Annotated in this window: 16 protein-coding genes and 1 pseudogene; 3 read left to right on the forward strand and 14 right to left on the reverse strand. The window is 68.3% G+C overall.

Annotated elements, in window-relative coordinates; translation table 11 throughout:
* Position 1: 1 nt before the first annotated feature.
* From HQQ79_RS06590 to HQQ79_RS06635, 10 genes and pseudogenes are all read right to left on the reverse strand, one after another.
* Complete coding sequence (locus HQQ79_RS06590) at positions 2 to 3,313, reverse strand: DEAD/DEAH box helicase (RefSeq protein WP_173033204.1); 3,312 nt, start codon at positions 3,311 to 3,313, stop codon at positions 2 to 4.
* Positions 3,306 to 4,004: a methylase gene (locus HQQ79_RS06595; protein ID WP_173033206.1), complete on the reverse strand. Its 699-nt coding sequence runs from the start codon at positions 4,002 to 4,004 to the stop codon at positions 3,306 to 3,308. The genes HQQ79_RS06590 and HQQ79_RS06595 overlap by 8 nt, the downstream gene beginning before the upstream one ends.
* A 304-nt stretch (positions 4,005 to 4,308) precedes the next feature.
* Positions 4,309 to 4,374, reverse strand: a pseudogene (locus HQQ79_RS18610) (Lsr2 family protein); the annotation flags it as partial.
* Between the two features lie 182 nt (positions 4,375 to 4,556).
* Positions 4,557 to 6,110 carry a PTS transporter subunit EIIC gene (locus HQQ79_RS06605; protein WP_173033208.1) on the reverse strand — a complete coding sequence of 518 codons (1,554 nt, stop codon included), beginning with the start codon at positions 6,108 to 6,110 and terminating at the stop codon, positions 4,557 to 4,559.
* 46 nt (positions 6,111 to 6,156) lie between these two features.
* A complete protein-coding gene (gene murQ, locus HQQ79_RS06610) occupies positions 6,157 to 7,080 on the reverse strand; it encodes an N-acetylmuramic acid 6-phosphate etherase (protein WP_173033210.1) in 924 nt (307 codons plus the stop codon).
* A gap of 8 nt (positions 7,081 to 7,088) precedes the next feature.
* Positions 7,089 to 7,976 carry a MurR/RpiR family transcriptional regulator gene (locus tag HQQ79_RS06615; protein WP_173033212.1) on the reverse strand — a complete coding sequence of 296 codons (888 nt, stop codon included), beginning with the start codon at positions 7,974 to 7,976 and terminating at the stop codon, positions 7,089 to 7,091.
* A gap of 91 nt (positions 7,977 to 8,067) precedes the next feature.
* Positions 8,068 to 8,655 carry a hypothetical protein gene (locus HQQ79_RS06620; protein WP_173033214.1) on the reverse strand — a complete coding sequence of 196 codons (588 nt, stop codon included), beginning with the start codon at positions 8,653 to 8,655 and terminating at the stop codon, positions 8,068 to 8,070.
* Positions 8,656 to 8,884: 229 nt separating this feature from the next.
* Positions 8,885 to 9,364 carry a DUF4395 domain-containing protein gene (locus HQQ79_RS06625; RefSeq protein WP_173033216.1) on the reverse strand — a complete coding sequence of 160 codons (480 nt, stop codon included), beginning with the start codon at positions 9,362 to 9,364 and terminating at the stop codon, positions 8,885 to 8,887.
* The gene (locus HQQ79_RS06630) at positions 9,361 to 9,894 is read right to left on the reverse strand and encodes a thioredoxin family protein (RefSeq protein ID WP_367948067.1); all 534 of its coding nucleotides are present in this window, start codon (positions 9,892 to 9,894) and stop codon (positions 9,361 to 9,363) included. Before HQQ79_RS06630 ends, HQQ79_RS06625 begins: the two co-directional genes overlap by 4 nt.
* A 91-nt stretch (positions 9,895 to 9,985) precedes the next feature.
* On the reverse strand, positions 9,986 to 10,738 hold the full coding sequence (locus HQQ79_RS06635) for a hypothetical protein (protein ID WP_173033220.1): 753 nt from the start codon (positions 10,736 to 10,738) through the stop codon (positions 9,986 to 9,988).
* Between the two features lie 91 nt (positions 10,739 to 10,829).
* Between HQQ79_RS06635 and HQQ79_RS18905 the strand changes: the two genes are divergently transcribed.
* A complete protein-coding gene (locus tag HQQ79_RS18905; RefSeq protein WP_258373722.1) occupies positions 10,830 to 11,057 on the forward strand; it encodes a DUF1653 domain-containing protein in 228 nt (75 codons plus the stop codon).
* 24 nt (positions 11,058 to 11,081) lie between these two features.
* Here the strand turns inward: HQQ79_RS18905 and HQQ79_RS06645 are convergent, their stop codons facing one another.
* Entirely contained in the window at positions 11,082 to 12,878 is a 1,797-nt protein-coding gene (locus HQQ79_RS06645; protein ID WP_111058128.1) for a hypothetical protein, read from the reverse strand.
* Between the two features lie 31 nt (positions 12,879 to 12,909).
* The gene (locus HQQ79_RS06650; RefSeq protein WP_173033222.1) at positions 12,910 to 13,293 is read right to left on the reverse strand and encodes a hypothetical protein; all 384 of its coding nucleotides are present in this window, start codon (positions 13,291 to 13,293) and stop codon (positions 12,910 to 12,912) included.
* Positions 13,294 to 13,437: 144 nt separating this feature from the next.
* On the opposite strand from HQQ79_RS06650, the gene HQQ79_RS06655 reads away from it, so the two are divergent.
* Positions 13,438 to 16,932 (forward strand): TM0106 family RecB-like putative nuclease, encoded by a 3,495-nt coding sequence (locus HQQ79_RS06655; RefSeq protein ID WP_173033224.1) that lies wholly within the window; start codon positions 13,438 to 13,440, stop codon positions 16,930 to 16,932.
* 62 nt (positions 16,933 to 16,994) lie between these two features.
* Entirely contained in the window at positions 16,995 to 17,411 is a 417-nt protein-coding gene (locus HQQ79_RS06660; protein ID WP_173033226.1) for a hypothetical protein, read from the forward strand.
* 108 nt (positions 17,412 to 17,519) lie between these two features.
* Here the strand turns inward: HQQ79_RS06660 and HQQ79_RS18615 are convergent, their stop codons facing one another.
* Entirely contained in the window at positions 17,520 to 17,936 is a 417-nt protein-coding gene (locus HQQ79_RS18615) for an SseB family protein (RefSeq protein WP_173033228.1), read from the reverse strand.
* Between the two features lie 104 nt (positions 17,937 to 18,040).
* A complete protein-coding gene (locus HQQ79_RS06670) occupies positions 18,041 to 18,844 on the reverse strand; it encodes a glucose 1-dehydrogenase (protein ID WP_173033230.1) in 804 nt (267 codons plus the stop codon).
* Between the last annotated feature and the right edge of the window lie 116 nt (positions 18,845 to 18,960).

An 18,960-nucleotide genomic window follows, 5' to 3' on the forward strand; every position in this document is an offset into this window, starting at 1 on the left:
GTCAGTTGCCTTCCGTCAGCATGTCGTCGATTGTCTGCTTGCGCTGTGCGCTGGTCATCTTCGCGAGGTTGCCGACTCTGAAGTGGCCGGACTTCTTGAGCCACTTCTTGCGCTCCGGCACCCCGCCGGAGACGGCCTCAAGGGTGATCTCGTGGAGGATCTCGTTGTGGCTCATCTCGAACAGCTGCGAGGTCAGGATGTGCTTGAGTCGCTCGTCCTGGTCCTGGATCTGGTCCGAAAGGCCGGTGTCTAGACGACGCACGAGCTCCATCAGGAAGAGCCCTGCAGTGGAGAACAAGTCGGCGAAGGTCTTCTCGGGGTCCGCGAAGATCCCGGGGTTTTCGGCCTCGAGAATGTCGACCATCTGCTTGACGACCGGCTGCGGAGTGAAGACGAGGGAGGTGTTCTGCTGCGGGATGTAGGCGAAGATGCTTTCCGTCTGCGCGTCGTCGAAGTAGTCTGCGAGCGCTTGCTTCTTGTCGAGGAACTCCTGGATCGACTGGTCAAACACCGCCTGATCGAAGAGCCCGGGGATCCTGGAAACGGTGCCGTCTTCCTCGGTCACCTCCTGCCCGTCGCGCAGCAGGCGGAACTCCGTCTCGCTGATGCCGGTGATCTCCTCGAAGACGTCGTCGGGGGTGTAGTCGTCGAAGTTCGACAGGTGGATGTCCCGGTTGCCATAGGCCATGAGGAACATCGGGATCGTACGAGCGAAGCCACGGAGGTGTGAACGTGCGTCGTCCATGGTCTGGTCGGCGCGCCTCTGCTCCTTCTTCCTCTCCTCGCGCTCGACGACGGTCCGGGTGACCGCCTCGGTCGTCTCCATCAAGATCTCGGCGATGCTTTCCTGGAAGGCCTTCTCCTGCTCGGCCTTCTTCGCGACCAGCACGGCGGCGTCGGCCTCGGTGGGGGCCTCGGCCAGCTCGTCGGTGAGGTGCTTCGAGGTGATCTCGTGCTCGACACGCACGCGTTCATACTTGCGAACGACCTCTGACTCGGTGGCCTTCTCGTCGCGCTCGACCTGCTTGTTCGTCAGGCCATATTCGGCCTGGAGCTTGTCGCGGGTGTCGCGCGTCTTCCCGGTGACTAGCTTCGCGAGCTTAGTCGCCACCTCGGCTGTAGGAGCCTGCGGGTCGGTCGTCGGGATCTCCTCGACGCGCCACACCGGAGCGCCCAGCTCGGCGATCTTGGGATTGATGACGGTCTCGATGTCGACCTCGGCGTTGCCGTCGCGGTCGACGTTCGGCAGCGGTTCGGGAAGGTCGAGCTCTTTCTTTTTGAGCTTGCCCTGCTCGGCGGTCGGGAGCTTGTCGAGGATTTCCTTGACGTGCTCGGAATAGCGAAAGATCCCGGCGACGTTCGCGAACAGCAGGTTCGACAGGAACCCGCGGCGCACAACCTCTCGGGCCTTGAAGACCTTCGGGAATGTGAGGACCTGCGAGGCGTCGAGCTCGACCATTCGACCCTCGGCGTCCTCGCCGAGCACCGGAAAGAAGTTCAGCAGCGTGCGGATATTCTCCTGCCGCACGGCCGGGTCGCCCGAAGGGTTCGTGTGAAGATTGTTCGCGAACTCGTCGAAGATCGTCAGCGTGCGCTCGGGAGCGAAGTCGAAGATGTAGGCGTTCTTCTTTTGGAAGACCTTGTCGCCACGTTCGAAGGTGCACGGGTTTTGCGCCCGGAAGGCTGCCTGCATGTACAGCGCCGGCGAAGTCACGTTCGAGAGCATCACGACCGCCGTCCACTCGGGGACGGTCACACCCGTGGTAAGCTGACCGACCGAGAGCGTGATCGTCCTACCGCCGGTCTTCTCGGCCTCTGCGATGGTCTCGCGAACGTTCGTCAGAGATGCCCTCGTGGCCACCAAATCGCTGTCGTCGTCAGCGCCGCGCCCATCGCCGGCGGCCAGGACGACTTTGTAACCCTTGAACACCGGGTGCTTGTTCAGCAGACGCTGCAGCGCCTTCGCCGACGCCACGCGGTCGAGCAGCCAGAACGAGTGCCGGATCTCGTCACGCAGCTCGGGCGTTGAGAACGGGTACTTTTCATTTGCAGACAGTCGGTCGAGGAACACTTGCACGTCCGCCTCGTGCTCAAAGAACCCGTTGTCCTTTGTGCGGAAGAACTCACCCAGGTCGAAGGCGTAGTCGATGTTCGCCTCGTCCTCGGCGATCGCCACGCCCTCAGCGAGACGGTCGCTAATCATCCGCGAAACCTGGTAAGTGAGCAAGTTGAGCGTAGGTAGCGCCTCGTAGGGATTCTCTTGGTTCGGGTCGTCCCACCTGGCGCGTGCGACCTGCTCGTCCTCGTAGGTCCAGTTGAAGATCTGGTCCTCGTCGAACCTTCCAGAGGCGAGAGCCTTGAACGGCGTGCCAGACAGGTGCAGCGTCCACTTACGCGTGATTTGGTCGAAAGCAACGTCGGTCTTCGTTGTGTTGACACCTTCGTGAGCCTCATCGATGACGAGAAGGTCCCAATTGAACTGCGCGATGTGCTTGAGCTTGTCGAAGCTTCCGCCGAAGTACATCGAACCCTTCAGATCCTGCAGCGAGAGAAACTCAACGACGCGGGGGTCCTGATCGAGGTGCTCGCGAGCGTAGGAGCGCCATTGCTCCCTCGTCATCGTCGGACGGCCGTTCAGCGACGTGGACTCGGACACGAAGTGGTAGGTCGTCTGGTGGCCGACGAAGCGTAGGAAGTCGTCGAGCCACGAGTTCGCGACCGCCGGACGATTCGTCACGATAAGCACCCGGCGCGCATCGAGCTCGCGCATGAGGTCGTAGGTGGTGAGGGTTTTGCCGAAGCGCGGTTTGGCGTTCCACAGCACCTCGGCCTTCCCGGCACCGAACGCCTCGAGCGCCTGGGCGACAGCGTCCTTCTGCTCCGGGCGGAGCTCGTAGTCCTGCGCTACGACGCCTGGGGTGTCGATCTCGAAGTTGCCCGAGGCGAAGTCGAGGAAGTACTCGCGCGAGCTCTTCGGAGCATCGTTGAAACGGTGCCACTCGGTGCGCTTCGGCCGGCCTTCGGTCGCCGGGACGCCGTCGCGCTCGATGCCTTGCTGCTTGAGGAATGCGTGGAAGTCGTGATCGGTGAACCTCCCGCCGTCGGGCGTCATGTAGGTCGCCTTGAATACCCACTCGATCTTTTTGCTGATCGACAGCTGCGAGGCCTGCTGAGCGATGCGCGCCTGTGCGCCACCCTCCTGCTCCGTGTAGCCGATCTTTTCCCAGCCGCCGTACTTGGGTAGGTCGGTCGTGCTCCACGAGTAGATCTGCGGCGTGATCTCCCGGAACGTACTGATCGTCGGGTTAGGCATGTGCGTTCGCTTTCTTGTGAACGTGGTGGACCGGGCAAGGCTCGTAGGCGGCGTACACGGCGAAGTCGAAAGCACCGTCCTCGCGCAGCGAGTTGAGAGTGAACGGCTCTCTTTTGACCTTTGAGGGGTCGTCCGCCTGGCGGGTCCACCATGAGAACTCGATTTCGTCGCCGTCGGGCGTGCGACCGGTCAGGGTGTTGCCGCGCAGGACGTTCGTCTCAACGAGGAAGACCGCAGCGCGAAAGAGGTCGGTGCGCGGTGAGCAGGGCGTGCCGCACGAGGTGTGGAACTTCACGAACTCGCTCACCAGCGCAGCCTGCGCGTCCCGGTGGTTGTCCTCAAGTAGCTCGATCGCATAGATGGACGCGACCGCGAACAGCGATTCTCTTTGCCAGGTGGACGGGTCTAGATGCTCTTCGACCGCGGCGAGCTTGCGCTGCAGGATCGCGACGAGGAAATTTCCATCGCCGGCCGCTGGTTCGAGGAAGGTCCTGTCGATGAAACCCTCACCGCGTTCGAGATCGTCGCTGACGAGATCGAGCATCTGATCCACCATTGAGCGCGGGGTGAACACCTCGCCGTAGGCCTTGACGCGGTGCCGCGACTTGACGAACAGGCGGTCGGCGTCGTCTTTGCTCATGGCGATCTTCCGTCGGTAGGAGGTCAGCGCCCCGGAAGCGTCGTCGCGCAAGGGAGAATCGTCTGGTGTGGCTTCCTCGAAGGTTACGAGAGGGTTGGCGCTGCGGCGCGACTCGTGACCCGGTTCCGCCGCAGGGAGAGCTGTTGCGGGGGCGGTAGGAGTCATGAAGCCTCTTCGTCGGGGGGGGGGGGGGGCGAGACGTCGTGTCTTTGTCCAAAGCCTCTACATCATATTCGAGGGGGGGCAGGGCCAGAAGCAACAGAGGAGTACCATACGGGCGCGAACGAGAACAGCCGACCACCACGGGGCGGTCGACTGTTCTGGCTGTTTTGTCTGTTCTGTGTGGGGAGCGGCGTCAGAGCGCGGCTTCGTACGGGTCGCGGACGGCCTGGCTGATGCGGCCGCGCGAGGAGCCTTCGTGGCCGTTCGCGTCCGCCCACTCGCGGGTCTTCGCGAGTTCGTCGGAGTTGCCACCCTTGGCGCTCTACCGGCGCCTGCGCCACCGGAGCCTCCGCTGACCTTTCGGGCGGCGGCGACGTAGTCCGAGAACGCTTCGCGCATGGCGTCGAGCATGCGCCATGCACGCGCTCGCGCCCGACCGCATCAACGCGAAGCCGCCGCCCGAGCGAAACTGACACCCGCCGTGGCAGGACCCGCGGCACCGGCTGCAGGAGGCGCATCGGTCGCGTCCGCCGGCACGGCCGACGATACGAGGTCGAGCGGTGCGCCGGGAGCGGACTGCTCCTCGAGGTCAGCCTTGACCGACGCGGACACCCCGAACAACAACGTCGCCGCGAACCCCACGACATAGGCCACCACGAGCCCCGACCCGTACCCGAGCAACGCCCACCCGTATCCCGACGACCCGTTCAGCAGCGGGATGAGCGACAGGTCCGAGGCCCCGATGGCGATCGCCCCGACGGAGTGCCCGAGCTGGTCGAACAGCCCGACGACACCGCCACCGAACGCCCCACCGATGCATGCGGTGATGAACGGCCGGCCGAGGGGGAGCGTCACGCCGTAGATCAGGGGCTCACCGACGCCGAGGAACCCGGCCGGCAGTGCACCACGGATGGTCCGCACCAGCGAGGCGTTCGACCGGAACCGCACCCACAGCGCGATGCACGCACCGATCTGCCCGGCACCACCCATCGCCAGCACGGGCAGCAGCACGGTCCACCCGGTCTGGTCGATCAGGGTGGTGTGGATCGGGATGAGTCCCTGGTGCATGCCGGTCATGACGAGGGGCAGGAACAGGCCTCCGAGCACGAAGCCGGCGAAGGCCCCGCCGTTCGCGAGCAGCCAGGTGGCAGCGGTCCCGATCGCGACGGAGACGACACCGGCGACGGACATCAGGACGCCGAGGGTGATGGAGCCGGCGACCAGGACAGTGACGGTCGGCACGACGATGAGCGCGATGACGTCCGGCGTGACCCGGCGCATGAAGCGCTCGACGTAGGCGGCGAGGATGCCACCGGCCAGTGCGCCGAGCACTCCGCCCTGCCCGGGAGCCAGTGTCTCGCCGAACACGGTGACGTTCGCGACACCGGCCGCGACGATGATGCCGCCGACGGCACCGCCGAGGATGGGCGTGCCGCCGAACTCCTTCGCGGCGTTCATCCCGACGAACACGGCGAGCAGCGACAGGAACCCGGACGAGAGCACGCCGAGGAACGGCGTCAGCGCAGGCACCCACCCCAGGTTCGTCAGGATCCCGTTGATCCCGGCGATCAGCCCGCAGGCGATCAGCGCGGGGATGAGCGGGATGAAGATCGCGGAGATCTTCCGGATCGCGCGCATGGTGCGGCCGTCGGAACGGGACCGCGCGCTCGCCTTGATGGACGCACCGCGAGCAGCGAGCTCCTCAGGCGACGCACCAGAGCCGCCAGCCGCAGCCGGCGGGGCGGCCGCGCGCAGGGCCTCCAGGCCGTCGGCCACGCGGTCGACGAGACCCGGGCCGAGCACGATCTGCAGGTTCGAGCCGGCCGCGATGGCGGCCATGACGCCGTCGGTGGCCTTGAGGTCCTCGAGCGCGACGGAGGAGTCGGACACGACCTCGACCCGCAAGCGGGTCATGCAGTTCTCGACGTCGGCGATGTTCGCGGAACCGCCGACGGCGTCGAGGATCTGCTGGGCGAGTTGCTGTGCATCGGGCATGGCGTGCTCCTCGGGGGAAAGGAAACGGAAAAGGGGGAACGGGGGTCTACAGCACGGCGCGCAACGAGCCAGCTGCAGCATCGAGGCGCTCGCGGGCATCGGTAGCCGAGGCGCCGGTCAGGATCACGGCGATGGCGGTCTTGACCTCGCCGTCCGAGGCATCGAGTGCCGCCTCGACCTCGGCGGAGGCAGCGCCGGTGACGTCCTGCACGAGCGAGAACGCCCGCGCGACGAGCTTCGCGTTCGTCGCCCGCACGTCGACCATGCGGTTGCCGTACGTCTTGTGGCTGCGCACCATCGCGAGCGTGGTGAGCATGTTGAGCACGAGCTTCTGCGCGGTGCCCGCCTTCAGGCGGGTCGATCCGGCGATGAACTCGGGGCCGACGACGACGTCGATGGCGATGTCGGCCTCCCGCCCCGCGGCCGAGTCGGGGTTGCACGCGACGGAGACCGACAGGGCGGAGCGGCGCCGGGCCTCCAGGATGGCTGCGATGACGTAGGGCGTCCTGCCGGACGCGCTGATCCCGACGACCACGTCGTCGGCCGTCAGGCCGAGCGCGTCGAGGTCGCGGACGGCGGCTGCTTCGTCGTCCTCGGCGCCCTCCACCGCGGTGGTCAGGGCGGGGTCGCCGCCGGCGATCACGCCGACCACCTGGCTCGGGTCGGTGCCGAAGGTGGGCGGGCATTCGCTGGCGTCGAGGACGCCGAGCCGGCCCGGCGTGCCGGCGCCGACGTAGACGAGTCGGCCACCACGCGCGAACGCTGCGGCGATCGAGTCTGCCGCCAGTGCGATGGCCGGGAGGCACGGCTCCAGTGCCGCAGGCACGCTGCGGTCTCCGGCGTTCATGCGCTGAGCAGCTTCCAGCGTGGAGATCGTGTCGATGTCGTCCAGCGCGTGGTCGGTCGCCTCGGTGGTGAGGGCGGCGAGTTCGTCGCGGAGGGCGTCGTGGGTTTCGTGCGTCTGGTTCATGGTGGTGCTCAGTTCCGGTGGTGGGTGCGGACGGCGTCGCGGCTGCGGGCGAGGAGCGGCTGGGAGCGCTCGTCGGTGCGCTGCGCGACGACGATGAACAGGGTGTCGACGATGGCGAGCTGGCTCATCCGGCTGCCCATGGCCGCGGGGCGCAGGGCGCTCTCGGCACCGGCGACACCGAGCAGGACGTGGTCGGCGGTGGTGGCGAGTGGGGCGGCGGCGTGGCCGGTGATCGCGATGATCGTGGCGTGCTGGGCTCGGGCGGCGTGGGCGACCTCGAGGGTCTCGACGGTGGAGCCCGAGTGGCTGACGAGCACCAGGACGTCGTGCTCGCCGATGACGCTCGCCAGTGTCAGGGCGTTGTGCGGGTCGTCGGCGATGGAGCTCACGATGCCGATGCGTTCGAGCTTGAGGTGCAGGTCGCGGGCGACGATGCCGCTCGCTCCCACGCCGTACAGGACGACGCGGCGGGCATTGGCTAGTTTTCGTGCTGATTCGTCGAGTGCGTGCGGGTCGAGCGCGGCACGGGTGTCGGCCATCACCGCTCGGACGTCCTCGGTGACCTTCGCGATCACGGTGGCGACGTCGTCGTCGACCGCGACCCCGGCGTGGATCTCGGTGGACTCACGCTCGTGGATCCCGCGTTCGACAGCACGGGTCATGCTGCGCTGCAGGGCGGCGAAGTTCGCGAAGCCCAGGTGCTGGGCGAACCGGGAGACGGTGGCGGGGGAGACCCCGGCTCGGCCGGCGAGGTCGGTGGCGTTGGTGGAGGCCGCGGCTGCCGGGTCGTCGAGGACGGCGTCGGCGATGGCGCGCATGCTCGACGGCATGCTCGCCGACTGGGTGCGGACGAGGGCGAAGGCGTCGGCGCGCTCGGACCGCTCGGTGATCGTCATCCCGCCATGAAAGCGTCTTTCGTGAGCGAGCGCCAGTACTGAAAGTAAATTGCACGTTACAGGGTGCGGGTGGTGCGGGCGGTCGTGCTCGTCAGGCCTGCTGGGTCGGGGATGCCACGACGGTCGACGCCTGCAGGTACCGTCGCGATCGACGTACCGCTCGCAGCAGGATCGGCGTCATGATCAGTGCGGTGATGAGCAGTGCCGCGCAGAGGAACCGGGCGAACGCCGAGCCGAAGACGTCGTCGTCCGCGAGCCTCGGGAACTGGATGCCGGCGATGCCGATGTAGAGCAGCAGGAACTGGGCGAGGGCGAGCGGCTGGTAGGTGCAGAGCAGTCGTGCGTGCTCGCGTGCTCGGAGGGCGAGGTCGGATTCGCGCGGCTGGATCGGACTGCCGGTCTTGATCGCTTGCGTCACCATGCGCTTGCCGGCAGGGGAGAGTCCAGCCGTCGTGGCCTGCATCGCGGTCGACATCCCGATCGTCGTTGCGAGGATCGAGAAGGTGCCGGCCAGGCCACCGACGGACGCGCCGAAGCCGATGACGGTGAGGACTGCGACGGCACCCGACTCGGTCGTGGCCAGCAGCCAGCCGATGACGGCGCCCACGACGGCTCCGATCAGCGCGAGTAAGGTCGTCCGTCGCCAGGCGCGCCGTGCTGTCAGTTCGAGTTCCCCCATGCCCCCACCCTACGAGCGGATCGCCCGACGGTGATGCCGGCCCAGGCGGCAGGGCGATCGTGAACGACTTGTCGTGGGGGAGCCTTCGCCGTCACAAACCAAAGTCACCTCGAACCGTGCAATCGCGCGGCGCGAGGAGATTCTGGTTGTTCGCAGGGCAGTGGGCGCGACCGAACTCGCGGCGCGGGCGGCGGGGCGGAGGTGAGGCGGGCCTCCAGGCCGGACGCCGTCAGGCGACGCCGCGTCGCGGACGGAAGACCCCTGCGCGCACCAGCCACACGTAGAGCAGGCAGCCGATGCAGACGTCGAAGACGGCGTTGAGGAACGCGGCGACCAGGGCGACCGCGGCACCGATGGGGGCGGCGTACGGCACGCCGAGCAGTGCGAGGAGCAGCGCGACCGCGGTCACGAACAGGCCGACCTGCTGGGCGAAGGTCGGGGGTTCCGGGGCCTCGAGTTCGGCGGGCGGGGCAAGGCGTGGGCGGACGACCCGTCGGAAGAGTGCGCCGTAGGGGTGGCGGCGGATGCCGGCTATGCCTCCGACGGCGAACAGCACGACGATGACCGCGAGCAGCACGATGCCGGCGACCCACGTCTCGGGGATCAGCGTGAGGACGATCGTCGCGGCGAGGAGCACCGTGGTGATGGCGGCGCCGAAGCGTGGGGAGCGCGGGTCGACGCCGCGTTCGGTGTCGTTCGTGGTGGTCATCGGGACTCCTGGGTGCCGGTGGTGCCTGGGGTGCCTGTGCTGCGTGTGGTGACTGTGCTGCGTGTGGTGACTGTGCTGCGTGTGGTGACTGTGCTGCCTGCAGTCAGGACGGCGTCGAGGGCTGCGGTGAGCTCGGGTGGGCGGGGTGGGCCTCCGAAGCGGGTGTGGACCGAGCGGTCGGCGTCGAGCAGCAGGACCGTCGGCGTCTGCATCACGTCGAAGCGGCGAGCGAGTTCGGGGTGCTCGGCGAGGTCGATCTCGATGCGTCGGACGCCCTCGTGTTGGTCTGCGACGGAGGCGAGCTGACGCCGGGTGGCTGGGCACCGCGCACAAGTCGGCGTGGAGAACTGGACGAACGTGGCGGCGGTGCCGTAATCGGTGTCGAGCGCGAGGCCGTCTGCGTCCTGCCTCGTCGACGCGGCGCTGCCCGCCGACCGGGCTCGACCGGTCCGGTGGCGGAGCAGGAGACCGAGGACCGTCGCGAGCGCGAGGACCCCCACGAGCACGGCCACTGCGGTTCCGAAGGTCACACGGCGACGGTACGCGCAGCCGACGAACTGCTGTCGAACGTGACCGGATGTGACGCCGAGCTGTGCACGTCGCGCCGGGCTCGGCGGGGGCTCAGTCCTCGGGAAGCGTGCGGACCCACTGCTCGAACGCGGCGGCGTCGTCATCGCTGAAGACGGCGGAAGGCCGCGACTCGTCCTTCGCCGAGTGCAGGAACAGCGTGCCGTCGGCCATCCCCGGCGTCGCGTCGTCGAGGATGGACGACTTCGCAGCGACGCCCTTCCTGGTGAGGAAGGTCAGCTGTTCACCGTTCGCCGATTCTGCGATCGCCGCTTCACCGTCGAAGAACGAGGCGAACTCCATCACCAGGAACGCGGTGGTCCCGTCCTGCGTGGTGAGGGCGACGGCCGGCTTCGTCCGACCCTTGCCGAAGGGGCGCTCGACGGCCGTGGCCCTGACTCCCGAGCCGGTCCATGGTCGCACCTCGGTCAGGGGGAGCCTGGCGACGACCCGCGCCGCGTGTCGTTTCGGCGGGAGGGCAGCCTGGAACAGCAACGTCCCGATCACGACCGCGAGGAACCAGGCGTACGGCGAGAACGTCTTCGTCGCGATGAGGCCGAGGAAGCCACCGAGGAATCCCGCCGCGACCAGATTCGGCCACCACCTCGACTCCTGACGCAGGCCGAGCGGCCACACCACGGCGCCGTACACGAGTCCGACGACCGTGGGGACCCAGAAGGCCGAGGGGCGGATGACGCCGGCGTGGAAGTGCAGCCAGACGTCCGCGACCGCCATGACGACTGCCATGACGACGAAGAAGACACGCTGTGCGCGACGGTCCCGCTCGCGCGTGCTCAATGTGGTCATGTCGTTCCCCCGTGGTGCTCGTTCCCCGTGCTGCTCAGTCAAGCAGAACGCGCGGTCATGGCCCCACCGCTCGGGCCGTACCCTCGGTCGGGTGACTGACGACGTGACCGCGGGCCGCTACCGGCACTTCAAGGGCAACGACTACGAGGTGCTGCTCGTCGCTCGTGACGTGGAAACCGAGGAGCCCGTGGTCGTGTACCAGGCGCTGTACGGCGAGCGGGGGCACTGGGTTCGCACGCTCGCCGACTTCACGGCACACGTGACACGTGACGGGTACGACGGGCCGCGGTTCGTGCGTGTCGAGACCGTACAGGTCTGAGCGCCCCAAAGACGTTCCTGCAGTTCAGTTGACTGGGTCGAGGCCGTGCTTTCGCATGTATTCGAGCGCTCGCTCGATCGCCAAGATTTTCCGCTGCAGCTCTTTGAGTGACGGTGCCGAAGGGTCCGAGAACTCATCGAGACGTTCGTGTTCTCGACGGACTTGACGCTCCGTCTCTGCGAGCGCTCGCCAGACCGCGGGATCTTGCTCGAGTCCGGCTTTTTGTCGGAGGACCACCGCGGTGAGCTGTCGGGTGACGATGGATTCGAGCGCCTCAGCGGAGGTGTCAGGGCTGGCGAGTCCGGCGGCGAGGCTGCTGCTGCCGACCGCGATGCCTCCGCCACCAGCTGCGATGAGGCTTCCAGCGGTGACGAGGCCGCCGATCATGCCGCCGGGGCCGAACGCGGCGAGGGCGCTCGTGACAGCGGCCGCTCCGACGACACCGGGCGCAGCCGCGAGTGCCAGCCCGCCAGTTGCGACCACCAGCGCTGCCGCACCGACGCCGATTGCGCCGAGCTTCCACCAGGCAGCACCACGGCCAGGGTTGAGCACGTTCTGAGCGGTTGTGGTGGCCTCGAGCACGAGATCTCCGAACGGACTCCCCAGACCTGACTCCGCAGCGAGGTCGCGCATCGCCTGTTGGCGGACCTTCTTCGAAACATCAATCTCGAACGGCCGCAGGACGTTTCCCGAAGCGAGCACGATGAGCGGGACGACCGCCGCGCTCCGGTCACGCAACGTGACGACGGGAGGCTCCGGAACGGCAGCGTGCACGTCGGCCAAGTCGAACGTGAGCTCAGTGATGCGCGCGGGGGCGGGGCGACCTTCGGCTGCGCGACGGGTCAACATGCCCTGCGCGACCGTGGATTGCACATGACGAAGGGCACCTTCGAAACGCTCGCGGTCGTCGCCGTCGAGCCCGTTCCGGAGATGCGTGGCGTACCGCAATGCGAGCAGGCCGAGCAGTTCAGTCTCATCGACCGGGGTGTCCACTCCGCGGGCAGCCGGCACGAGCTCCTGCGAGTGGGAACCGAAGAGTCCGAAGCCGATGGCAGTCGCGACGGCGGGGTCGCTCAGGTACTCGACCGCATCGTGGACGTGCACATTCGCTGCCGTCACGACTTGGTGGTCGAGGAGCCACGGGAACACCGATGACAGACCGCGGTGTGAGGCCACCGGGTCCAGGCGGTTCCAGAAGTTCACCCACCACCCCAGGTTCGTCGGCGGCTCGTCCATCGCATTGGTGAGGTCGTCGATCGAAAAACGTCGGCTCGCCAAGGGGCTGCCGATCGTCACCATCCCGACGACCTCGATCGCCGGCGGAAGCCGTCTGACGATGTCTGCTGCCACCACTGATCCCAAGCTGTGCCCGAGAATCAGCAGCCGTCCTGTCTCGGGGAGCGCTTTGAGTACTCGGACGAGAACGCTTGCGCGGATGTCGTCATGCTCCAGGTAGTTCCTGGCCTGTTTGAACTGCGGCAGCTCGGTCGCAGCACCGATGACCGCCTCCGCCTGGTCGTAGCCCGTTCCGAGATCGTTCTGACCGACGCGGAACTCCATCGCCGCAGTTCGGCCTTCGAATTCTCGCCGGTTCCTCCGCGCATCCTCGCGCCGGAGTGGCTTGCTCGTGATCGGCGGGACACGATCGGCGTCGTCAGTGCCGTTCAGGAGGTGCGCGTACCGCGGCGCAACGAAGGCGTCCGCTCCGATCGCTGGGTAGCCGAGGCGCACCAGTGCGCCCGAGAGGGCCACGCGCCAAGCGCCGTCAGGGTCTCCCTTCCCGACACCGTGGAGGAAGAGCAGGGTCGGGCGTTCTGGCATCTGTGTCCTCCGCGGTCGTGGCTAACCGCGGTCAGCCTACGGAGTCAGGAGCGTCCGTCGGTGCGACAGCGTCCCGTCGGAAGACGTACACGCCGACGACTCGCCCGCTCGAGAACACCTGATCGAGCTGGTTCTGCGTGTTGCTGAGTGACGAGATCGACACCTCATGGACGTAACCGGTGTGCTGCAGCCGCCAACCGATCGCCTCGATATCGCTGAGCGTTCGGCCGTCGTCACTCTCGACGGGCAAGGAGAGCTCGAACAAGGCCTTCCCTGCGGCGAGTGCGAGTTCTGCGCGTCCGATCGGAGATTCGTCGTGACGTCGCTGTGCGGCTCGCTCCGCGTCCGTAGCCTTCTTCGCGACAGCCTGCGCTCGGGCTCGCTCCTTCTCCTCTGCGGTCTTGAACAACCCCACCGTTCAACCCTTCGGTCCGTCGCGACGCCACCTGTCGTCAGCGGGACAGTAGCAGCAGCCCGCTCGTCGTTCGTGACGTCGATCGCCGACCTGTCGGCGGCCGCCCCTAGGCTCGCAGGGCACCACACGAGACGGGGGAGCAGGATGCAGATCACGAGTGACGGCGGCGTCGTCCTCAGCCCCAGCGACCTGTCGACGTGGTCGGCCTGCGAGTGGGCGTTCCTGCGCCGCCTCGACGCCAAGCTCGGTCGCGGGGAAGCCCTGCCCGACGTGCACGACGACATGCTCGAGCGCACCGCACGGCTGGGGGACCAGCACGAGCTCGACTACCTCGACATCCTCAAGCAGACCCGCGACGTCGTCGAGTTCGACCGCCCCGCCCCGCCGGACTACGCACGCGCCGCAGCCGAAGCACGACAGGCCTTCGCCGACGGTGCCGACGTGCTGTACCAGCCGACGTTCCACGCAGCACCGACCGCAGACGCCCCCGGCTTCATCGGCTTCGCGGACTTCATCATCCGCAACGACCGCGGCGAGTACGAGGTCTACGACACCAAGCTCGCCCGGCACGCCAAGATCAGCGCCCTGCTGCAGCTCGCCGCGTACGCCGAACAGATGCAGGCGCACGGCATCCCGACCGGGCAGCAGGTGCACCTGGTGCTCGGCGACCGGACGACCACCACGCACGACCTCGCCGACATCGCGCCGGTGTACCGCACGCAGCGCGCCGAACTGCAGCGGGTCATCGCCGAGCGCATCGCCGCCGACGAGTCACTGCAGTGGGGCGACCCGCGCTACTCATCCTGTGGCCGATGCGCCGTCTGCTCGACCCAGGTCGCCGAGCACCGCGAGCTCGTCCTCGTCGCGGGCATGCGTCTGGACCAACGGGCGAAGCTGATCAAGCACGAGGTGCGGACGATCGACGACCTGGCGGTCCGAACCCGGGCAGTGCCGGGCTTGTCCCGCGCGACGCAGGATCGGCTGGTGCGTCAGGCGAGCCTCCAGATCGAGTCGGAAGACGCCCGACGGAAGGGCGCCGACGGGCCGGGCCAGCCCGTGAAGCCGCGCTTCGAGGTGCTCGACGCCCGTGCGCTCGACGCGATCCCGGCACCCGACCAGGGCGACGTGTTCTTCGACTTCGAGGGCGACCCGCTGCACACCGAGGACGGCGTGCACTGGGGCCTCGACTACCTGTTCGGCCTGGTCGACGACCGCGCCGAGTTCACCGCGTTCTGGGCACACACCATCCGCGACGAACGAGTTGCGCTGGAGCAGTTCCTCGCGTTCATCGAAGCCCGGCGGCAGCAGTACCCGGGCATGCACATCTACCACTACGCGGCCTACGAGCGGACGCACCTGCTGTCACTCGCCGCCCGGCACGGCGTGGGCGAGGACGCCGTCGACGACCTGCTGCGAGCCGGGGTCCTGGTCGACCTGTACCCGATCGTCCGCAAGGCCCTGGTCGTCGGCAGCCACAGCTACTCCATCAAGAAGCTCGAACCGCTGTACATGGGGTCGGACCTGCGCGAGAGCGACGTCACGAACGCCGCGGACAGCATCACCGCCTACGTCGATGCGATCGACGAGCTCCGGAACGGCGACGCGGCCGAAGGGCAGAGGATGCTCGACCAGGTCGCCGACTACAACGCCTACGACTGCCGCTCGACCCTGCGCCTGCGCGACTGGCTCCGCTCGCTGCGCACCGACGACCTCGATGCGGCCGACCCGGCGCTCGAGCTCGAGGTCCCACCGATCCCCGTCGAGCGCGAGCCCAATCCGGTGTCCGTCGCGCTGGCCGCGCAGCTCGAGGACGTCGACGCCCTCGACCGCACCCCTGACCAGACCGCGTTGGCGCTCGCCGCGGCCGCGATCGACTACCACCGCCGCGAGGCCAAGACCTTCTGGCAGGACCACTTCGACCGCCTGCGGAACCCGGTCGACGACTGGGCCGACACGCGTGACGTCCTGGTCGTGGAGCGGGCGTCCGTCGAGCGCGACTGGGACACGCTGCCGCGTGCCCGGTCGCAGTCGCGGGAACTCCGGTTGTCAGGGACGCTCGCGCCCGGTTCGCGGCTCCGGCCTGGAGGCACGCCCCACCTGGTCTACGACGACCCACTTCCGCCATCGGTCGCCTCCCCGGCCCCCGGGTCGAAGGGCGCTTCGTCGCGCGCCGTGATCGTGGACGTCCGGGACGACGGCGATGCCGTCGAGGTCCTCGTGAAAGAAGGACTGCCCGTCGGCGGCGAGCCGCACCACGAGTTCCCCGTGGCGCTTGCCCCGTCGGCGCCGCCCCGCGCGAAGCCCCAGCCCGAGGCGATCGCGTGGTGGGGTCAGGCCGTACTCGACGAGCTGCCCGAGATGCTGCCCGACCCCGCGCTCGACCTGCTGCGCCGGGTGCCCCCGCGTGGCCCGATCGTGCCGGTGCAGGGCGACGACACGGTGTCGGCCGTCGTCGCGACCCTGCTCGACCTCGACCGGTCGTACCTGGCGATCCAGGGCCCTCCCGGCACGGGCAAGACCTACGTCGGCTCGAACGTCGTCGCCCGACTCGTCCGCGAGTACGGCTGGCGCGTCGGGGTCGTCGGGCAGTCCCACGCGACGTCGGAGAACTTCCTGGCCTCGGTCGTGAACGCCGGCGTCCCCGCGGACCGGGTCGTGAAGGTGCCGAAGTCCGGCGCAACCGAGGACGAGCTCGAGTCCGCAGCCTGGACCCCCGTGAAGAACGGCGCCGCGGTCGCCGCGTTCCTGTCCTCGTGCGAGGCCTCGGGCGCCGGCGGTGTCGTGGGTGGCACGGCGTGGACGTTCGCGAACGAGTCCACGATCGAGCGCCGTTTCCTCGACCTGCTCGTCGTCGACGAGGCCGGGCAGTTTTCCCTCGCCCCGACCATCGCCTCGTCGGTCGCTGCGACCCGGCTCCTGCTGCTCGGTGACCCCCAGCAGCTGCCCCAGGTGTCGCAGGGGTCGCACCCCGAGCCCGTCGACGAGTCCGCGCTCGGCTGGCTCGCCGACGGACAACACGTCCTGCCGCCGGAGTTCGGGTACTTCCTCGCTCGCACCCGCCGCATGGAGCCCGCGCTGACCGAGTCCGTCTCGGCCCTGTCCTACGACGGGCAGCTCGCCTCGATGGTCTCCGGCCGGCACCTCGACGGCATCGCCGCGGGTGTGCACCCCGTGCCGGTCGTGCACGCGGGCAACACGACGTCCGCTGCTGAAGAGGCCGCCCGGGTCGTCGCCCTCGTCGGTGACGTCGTCGGCCGCACCTGGACCGACGGCTCCGACACCCGTGCCCTGACCGACGAGGACGTCATCGTGGTGGCGCCGTACAACGCACAGGGAGCACTGATCCGGCAGGAGCTCGACCGCGCGGGCTTCACCGGCACCCAGGTCGGCACGGTCGACCTGTTCCAGGGCCGAGAGGCCGTCGTGTCGATCGTGTCCCTCGCAGCGTCGAGTGCGGCGGACATTCCACGCGGCCTCGACTTCCTGCTCATGCCGAACCGGTTGAACGTGGCGATCTCGCGGGCGAAGTGGGCGGCGTACCTCGTGCACTCACCGGCGCTGACCACCGGACTGCCCCCGTCGATCGCGGGCTTGTCCCTGTTGTCCCGCTTCATCGAGCTCGTCGACCCGCCTCGCTGACCGAGGCGACGCCGAGTCCTCTAGGCTGCAGGCGGCCGAGGGGGCCAGAGGAGTGGGGGACGATGTCTGCAGGAGCGCAAGGACCGCTGCCGGCCGGAAGACCAGCGCCGGACCCGGTCGGGGCACCGAAGCCGAACGCGGCGTGGACGGTCGACCTCGTCGTCACCATCGCCCTGTTCGTGGTCATCGCGATGCTCAGCGGCTTCGCGGTGCTGTTCGGCTGGGTCCTCGGGACGATGTCGCAGTACGGGTGCGACTGGGAGTCCTCGACGCGCGTGTGCAACCGATCGATGGGGGTCCAGACCGCAGTGGTCGAGGCGATCGTCCTCATCGTCGTGTGCACGGGAGGCGGGGTCCTCGCAGCGAAGGTCCGTTGGAAGCGGCCGCTCGGGTGGCTCGTCGCACTCGGGACGGCTGCAGCGGTAGCGATCGCTCTCGCACTGACGCTCGCGGTGATCGGGGCGGCGTCGGGTTCCTGACACCCGCCTGTCGGTTTCGGTTCACGAATCCCGAGGATCGCGAACCATAACCGTCACCCAGCGGAAATGCTCCGCACTCGCCCGGAGCGGACGGTGAGACGGAGCGGGTCAGCCGTCGCTGGTCGGCACGCCACCCTGCATCTGCGCCCGCATCTCGGCGAGGACATCAGCGTGCAGGAAGTTCGCCTCGGCCGCACTCGTGGGGTCGACCACGATGCCGAACTCCTCGGGCAGCGCGGACACGAGTTCGGACATCGGTACCGGACGCCCCTCGGCGTCGGGCAGTCCGGCGGCGAGTTCGTCCGGGTCGGTGAAGACGGGCACGAACGGCTTGTCGCGGATCATGACGTGGGCGACGCTGCCGGCCTCCGGAGTGCCCGCCGCCTTCCAGGGGACCCACGCCGCGCTCCGCAGGAAGCCCGCGGGCGAGGCGGCCATCTTCCGTCGCAGTTCGGCGGCCGCGGTCGGCGGGGCCTTGTCGACGCCTCGGCCGAAGGCTGATCCGTTCGTCTCATCGGTACTCACGCCAACCATGCTGTCACGGTCGGCGGACACGGCGGGGCCGAGCCGCGCCTCCAGGCCGAGGCCCGGCGCACGCGGACGTGGGCCGGGCGTCGGAGGTGACGGACTCAGTACGCGGCCGACTGCCCGCCGTCGATCGGGACGACCGTCGCGTTGACGTAGGACGCGTCGTCGGACAGCAGGAAGGCGACGACGGCGGCGATCTCGGGGGCCTCGCCGTAGCGCTTGGTCGGGTTGATCTGGATGAACTCCTCGGCGGCCTTGCGCGGGTTCTCCGCGTCGAGCTGCTTCATCGAGTTCTCGACCATGGGCGTCCAGATGGCTCCGGGGGCGATGGCGTTGATGCGGATGCCGTAGCGGCCGTACTCGACGGCCGAGTTGCGGGTGAGGCCGACGACGCCGTGCTTGGCTGCCGCGTACCCGGACTGGTTGCCGATGCCGCGGATGCCGCCGACGCTCGCCGTGTTCACGACCATGCCGGAGCCCTGCTCGCGCATGACCTTGAGCACCTTCTCGAGCCCGAGGAACACGCCGCGCAAGTTGATCGACACGACGCGGTCGAACTCGGCGGCGGTGAAGGACTCGGTGGGGTTCTGCTTGCCCTCGATGCCGGCGTTGTTGAAGAAGCCGTCGATGCGGCCGAAGCGCTCGGTCGTGGCGGTGACGTAGGCGTCGGCCTGGGCCTCGTCGGACACGTCGGCGACGGTCGTCAGGACCTGCGCGTCCGGGGTGGCCTCGAGCACGGCGGTCTTCGTCGCCTCGAGTCCCTGCTCGGAGACGTCGACCAGGGAGAGCGCAGCGCCCTCGGCGGCCAGGCGGACGGCGGTCGCGCGGCCGAGGCCGGAGCCGCCGCCGGTGATGAGGACGACGCGGTCGGCGAAGCGGGCGGTGACGGTGCTGGTTTCGGGCATGGTGGGAGGCCTCCTGAGGTCTTCGACGGTGAAGGGCTCGGGGTCCGCGGTGGGGCAGCGAGTCCGATCGATGCATCTGCATCCATATAGCTAGACTACACCTGTCGTTTAACAAC

Source organism: Curtobacterium sp. VKM Ac-2852 (genome assembly GCF_013205045.1).
GTDB classification, from domain to species: Bacteria; Actinomycetota; Actinomycetes; order Actinomycetales; family Microbacteriaceae; genus Curtobacterium; species Curtobacterium flaccumfaciens.

Bases quoted from the DNA above. Each gene is read 5' to 3' on its own strand.
- HQQ79_RS06625 (WP_173033216.1), bottom strand. From the start codon at position 9,364: ATGACCACCACGAACGACACCGAACGCGGCGTCGACCCGCGCTCCCCA.
- HQQ79_RS06655 (WP_173033224.1), top strand. From the start codon at position 13,438: ATGCAGATCACGAGTGACGGCGGCGTCGTCCTCAGCCCCAGCGACCTG.
- HQQ79_RS06645 (WP_111058128.1), bottom strand. From the start codon at position 12,878: ATGCCAGAACGCCCGACCCTGCTCTTCCTCCACGGTGTCGGGAAGGGA.
- HQQ79_RS06615 (WP_173033212.1), bottom strand. From the start codon at position 7,976: ATGACGATCACCGAGCGGTCCGAGCGCGCCGACGCCTTCGCCCTCGTC.
- HQQ79_RS06605 (WP_173033208.1), bottom strand. From the start codon at position 6,110: ATGCCCGATGCACAGCAACTCGCCCAGCAGATCCTCGACGCCGTCGGC.
- HQQ79_RS06635 (WP_173033220.1), bottom strand. From the start codon at position 10,738: ATGACCACATTGAGCACGCGCGAGCGGGACCGTCGCGCACAGCGTGTC.
- HQQ79_RS06620 (WP_173033214.1), bottom strand. From the start codon at position 8,655: ATGGGGGAACTCGAACTGACAGCACGGCGCGCCTGGCGACGGACGACC.
- murQ (WP_173033210.1), bottom strand. From the start codon at position 7,080: ATGAACCAGACGCACGAAACCCACGACGCCCTCCGCGACGAACTCGCC.
- HQQ79_RS06660 (WP_173033226.1), top strand. From the start codon at position 16,995: ATGTCTGCAGGAGCGCAAGGACCGCTGCCGGCCGGAAGACCAGCGCCG.
- HQQ79_RS06590 (WP_173033204.1), bottom strand. From the start codon at position 3,313: ATGCCTAACCCGACGATCAGTACGTTCCGGGAGATCACGCCGCAGATC.
- HQQ79_RS06670 (WP_173033230.1), bottom strand. From the start codon at position 18,844: ATGCCCGAAACCAGCACCGTCACCGCCCGCTTCGCCGACCGCGTCGTC.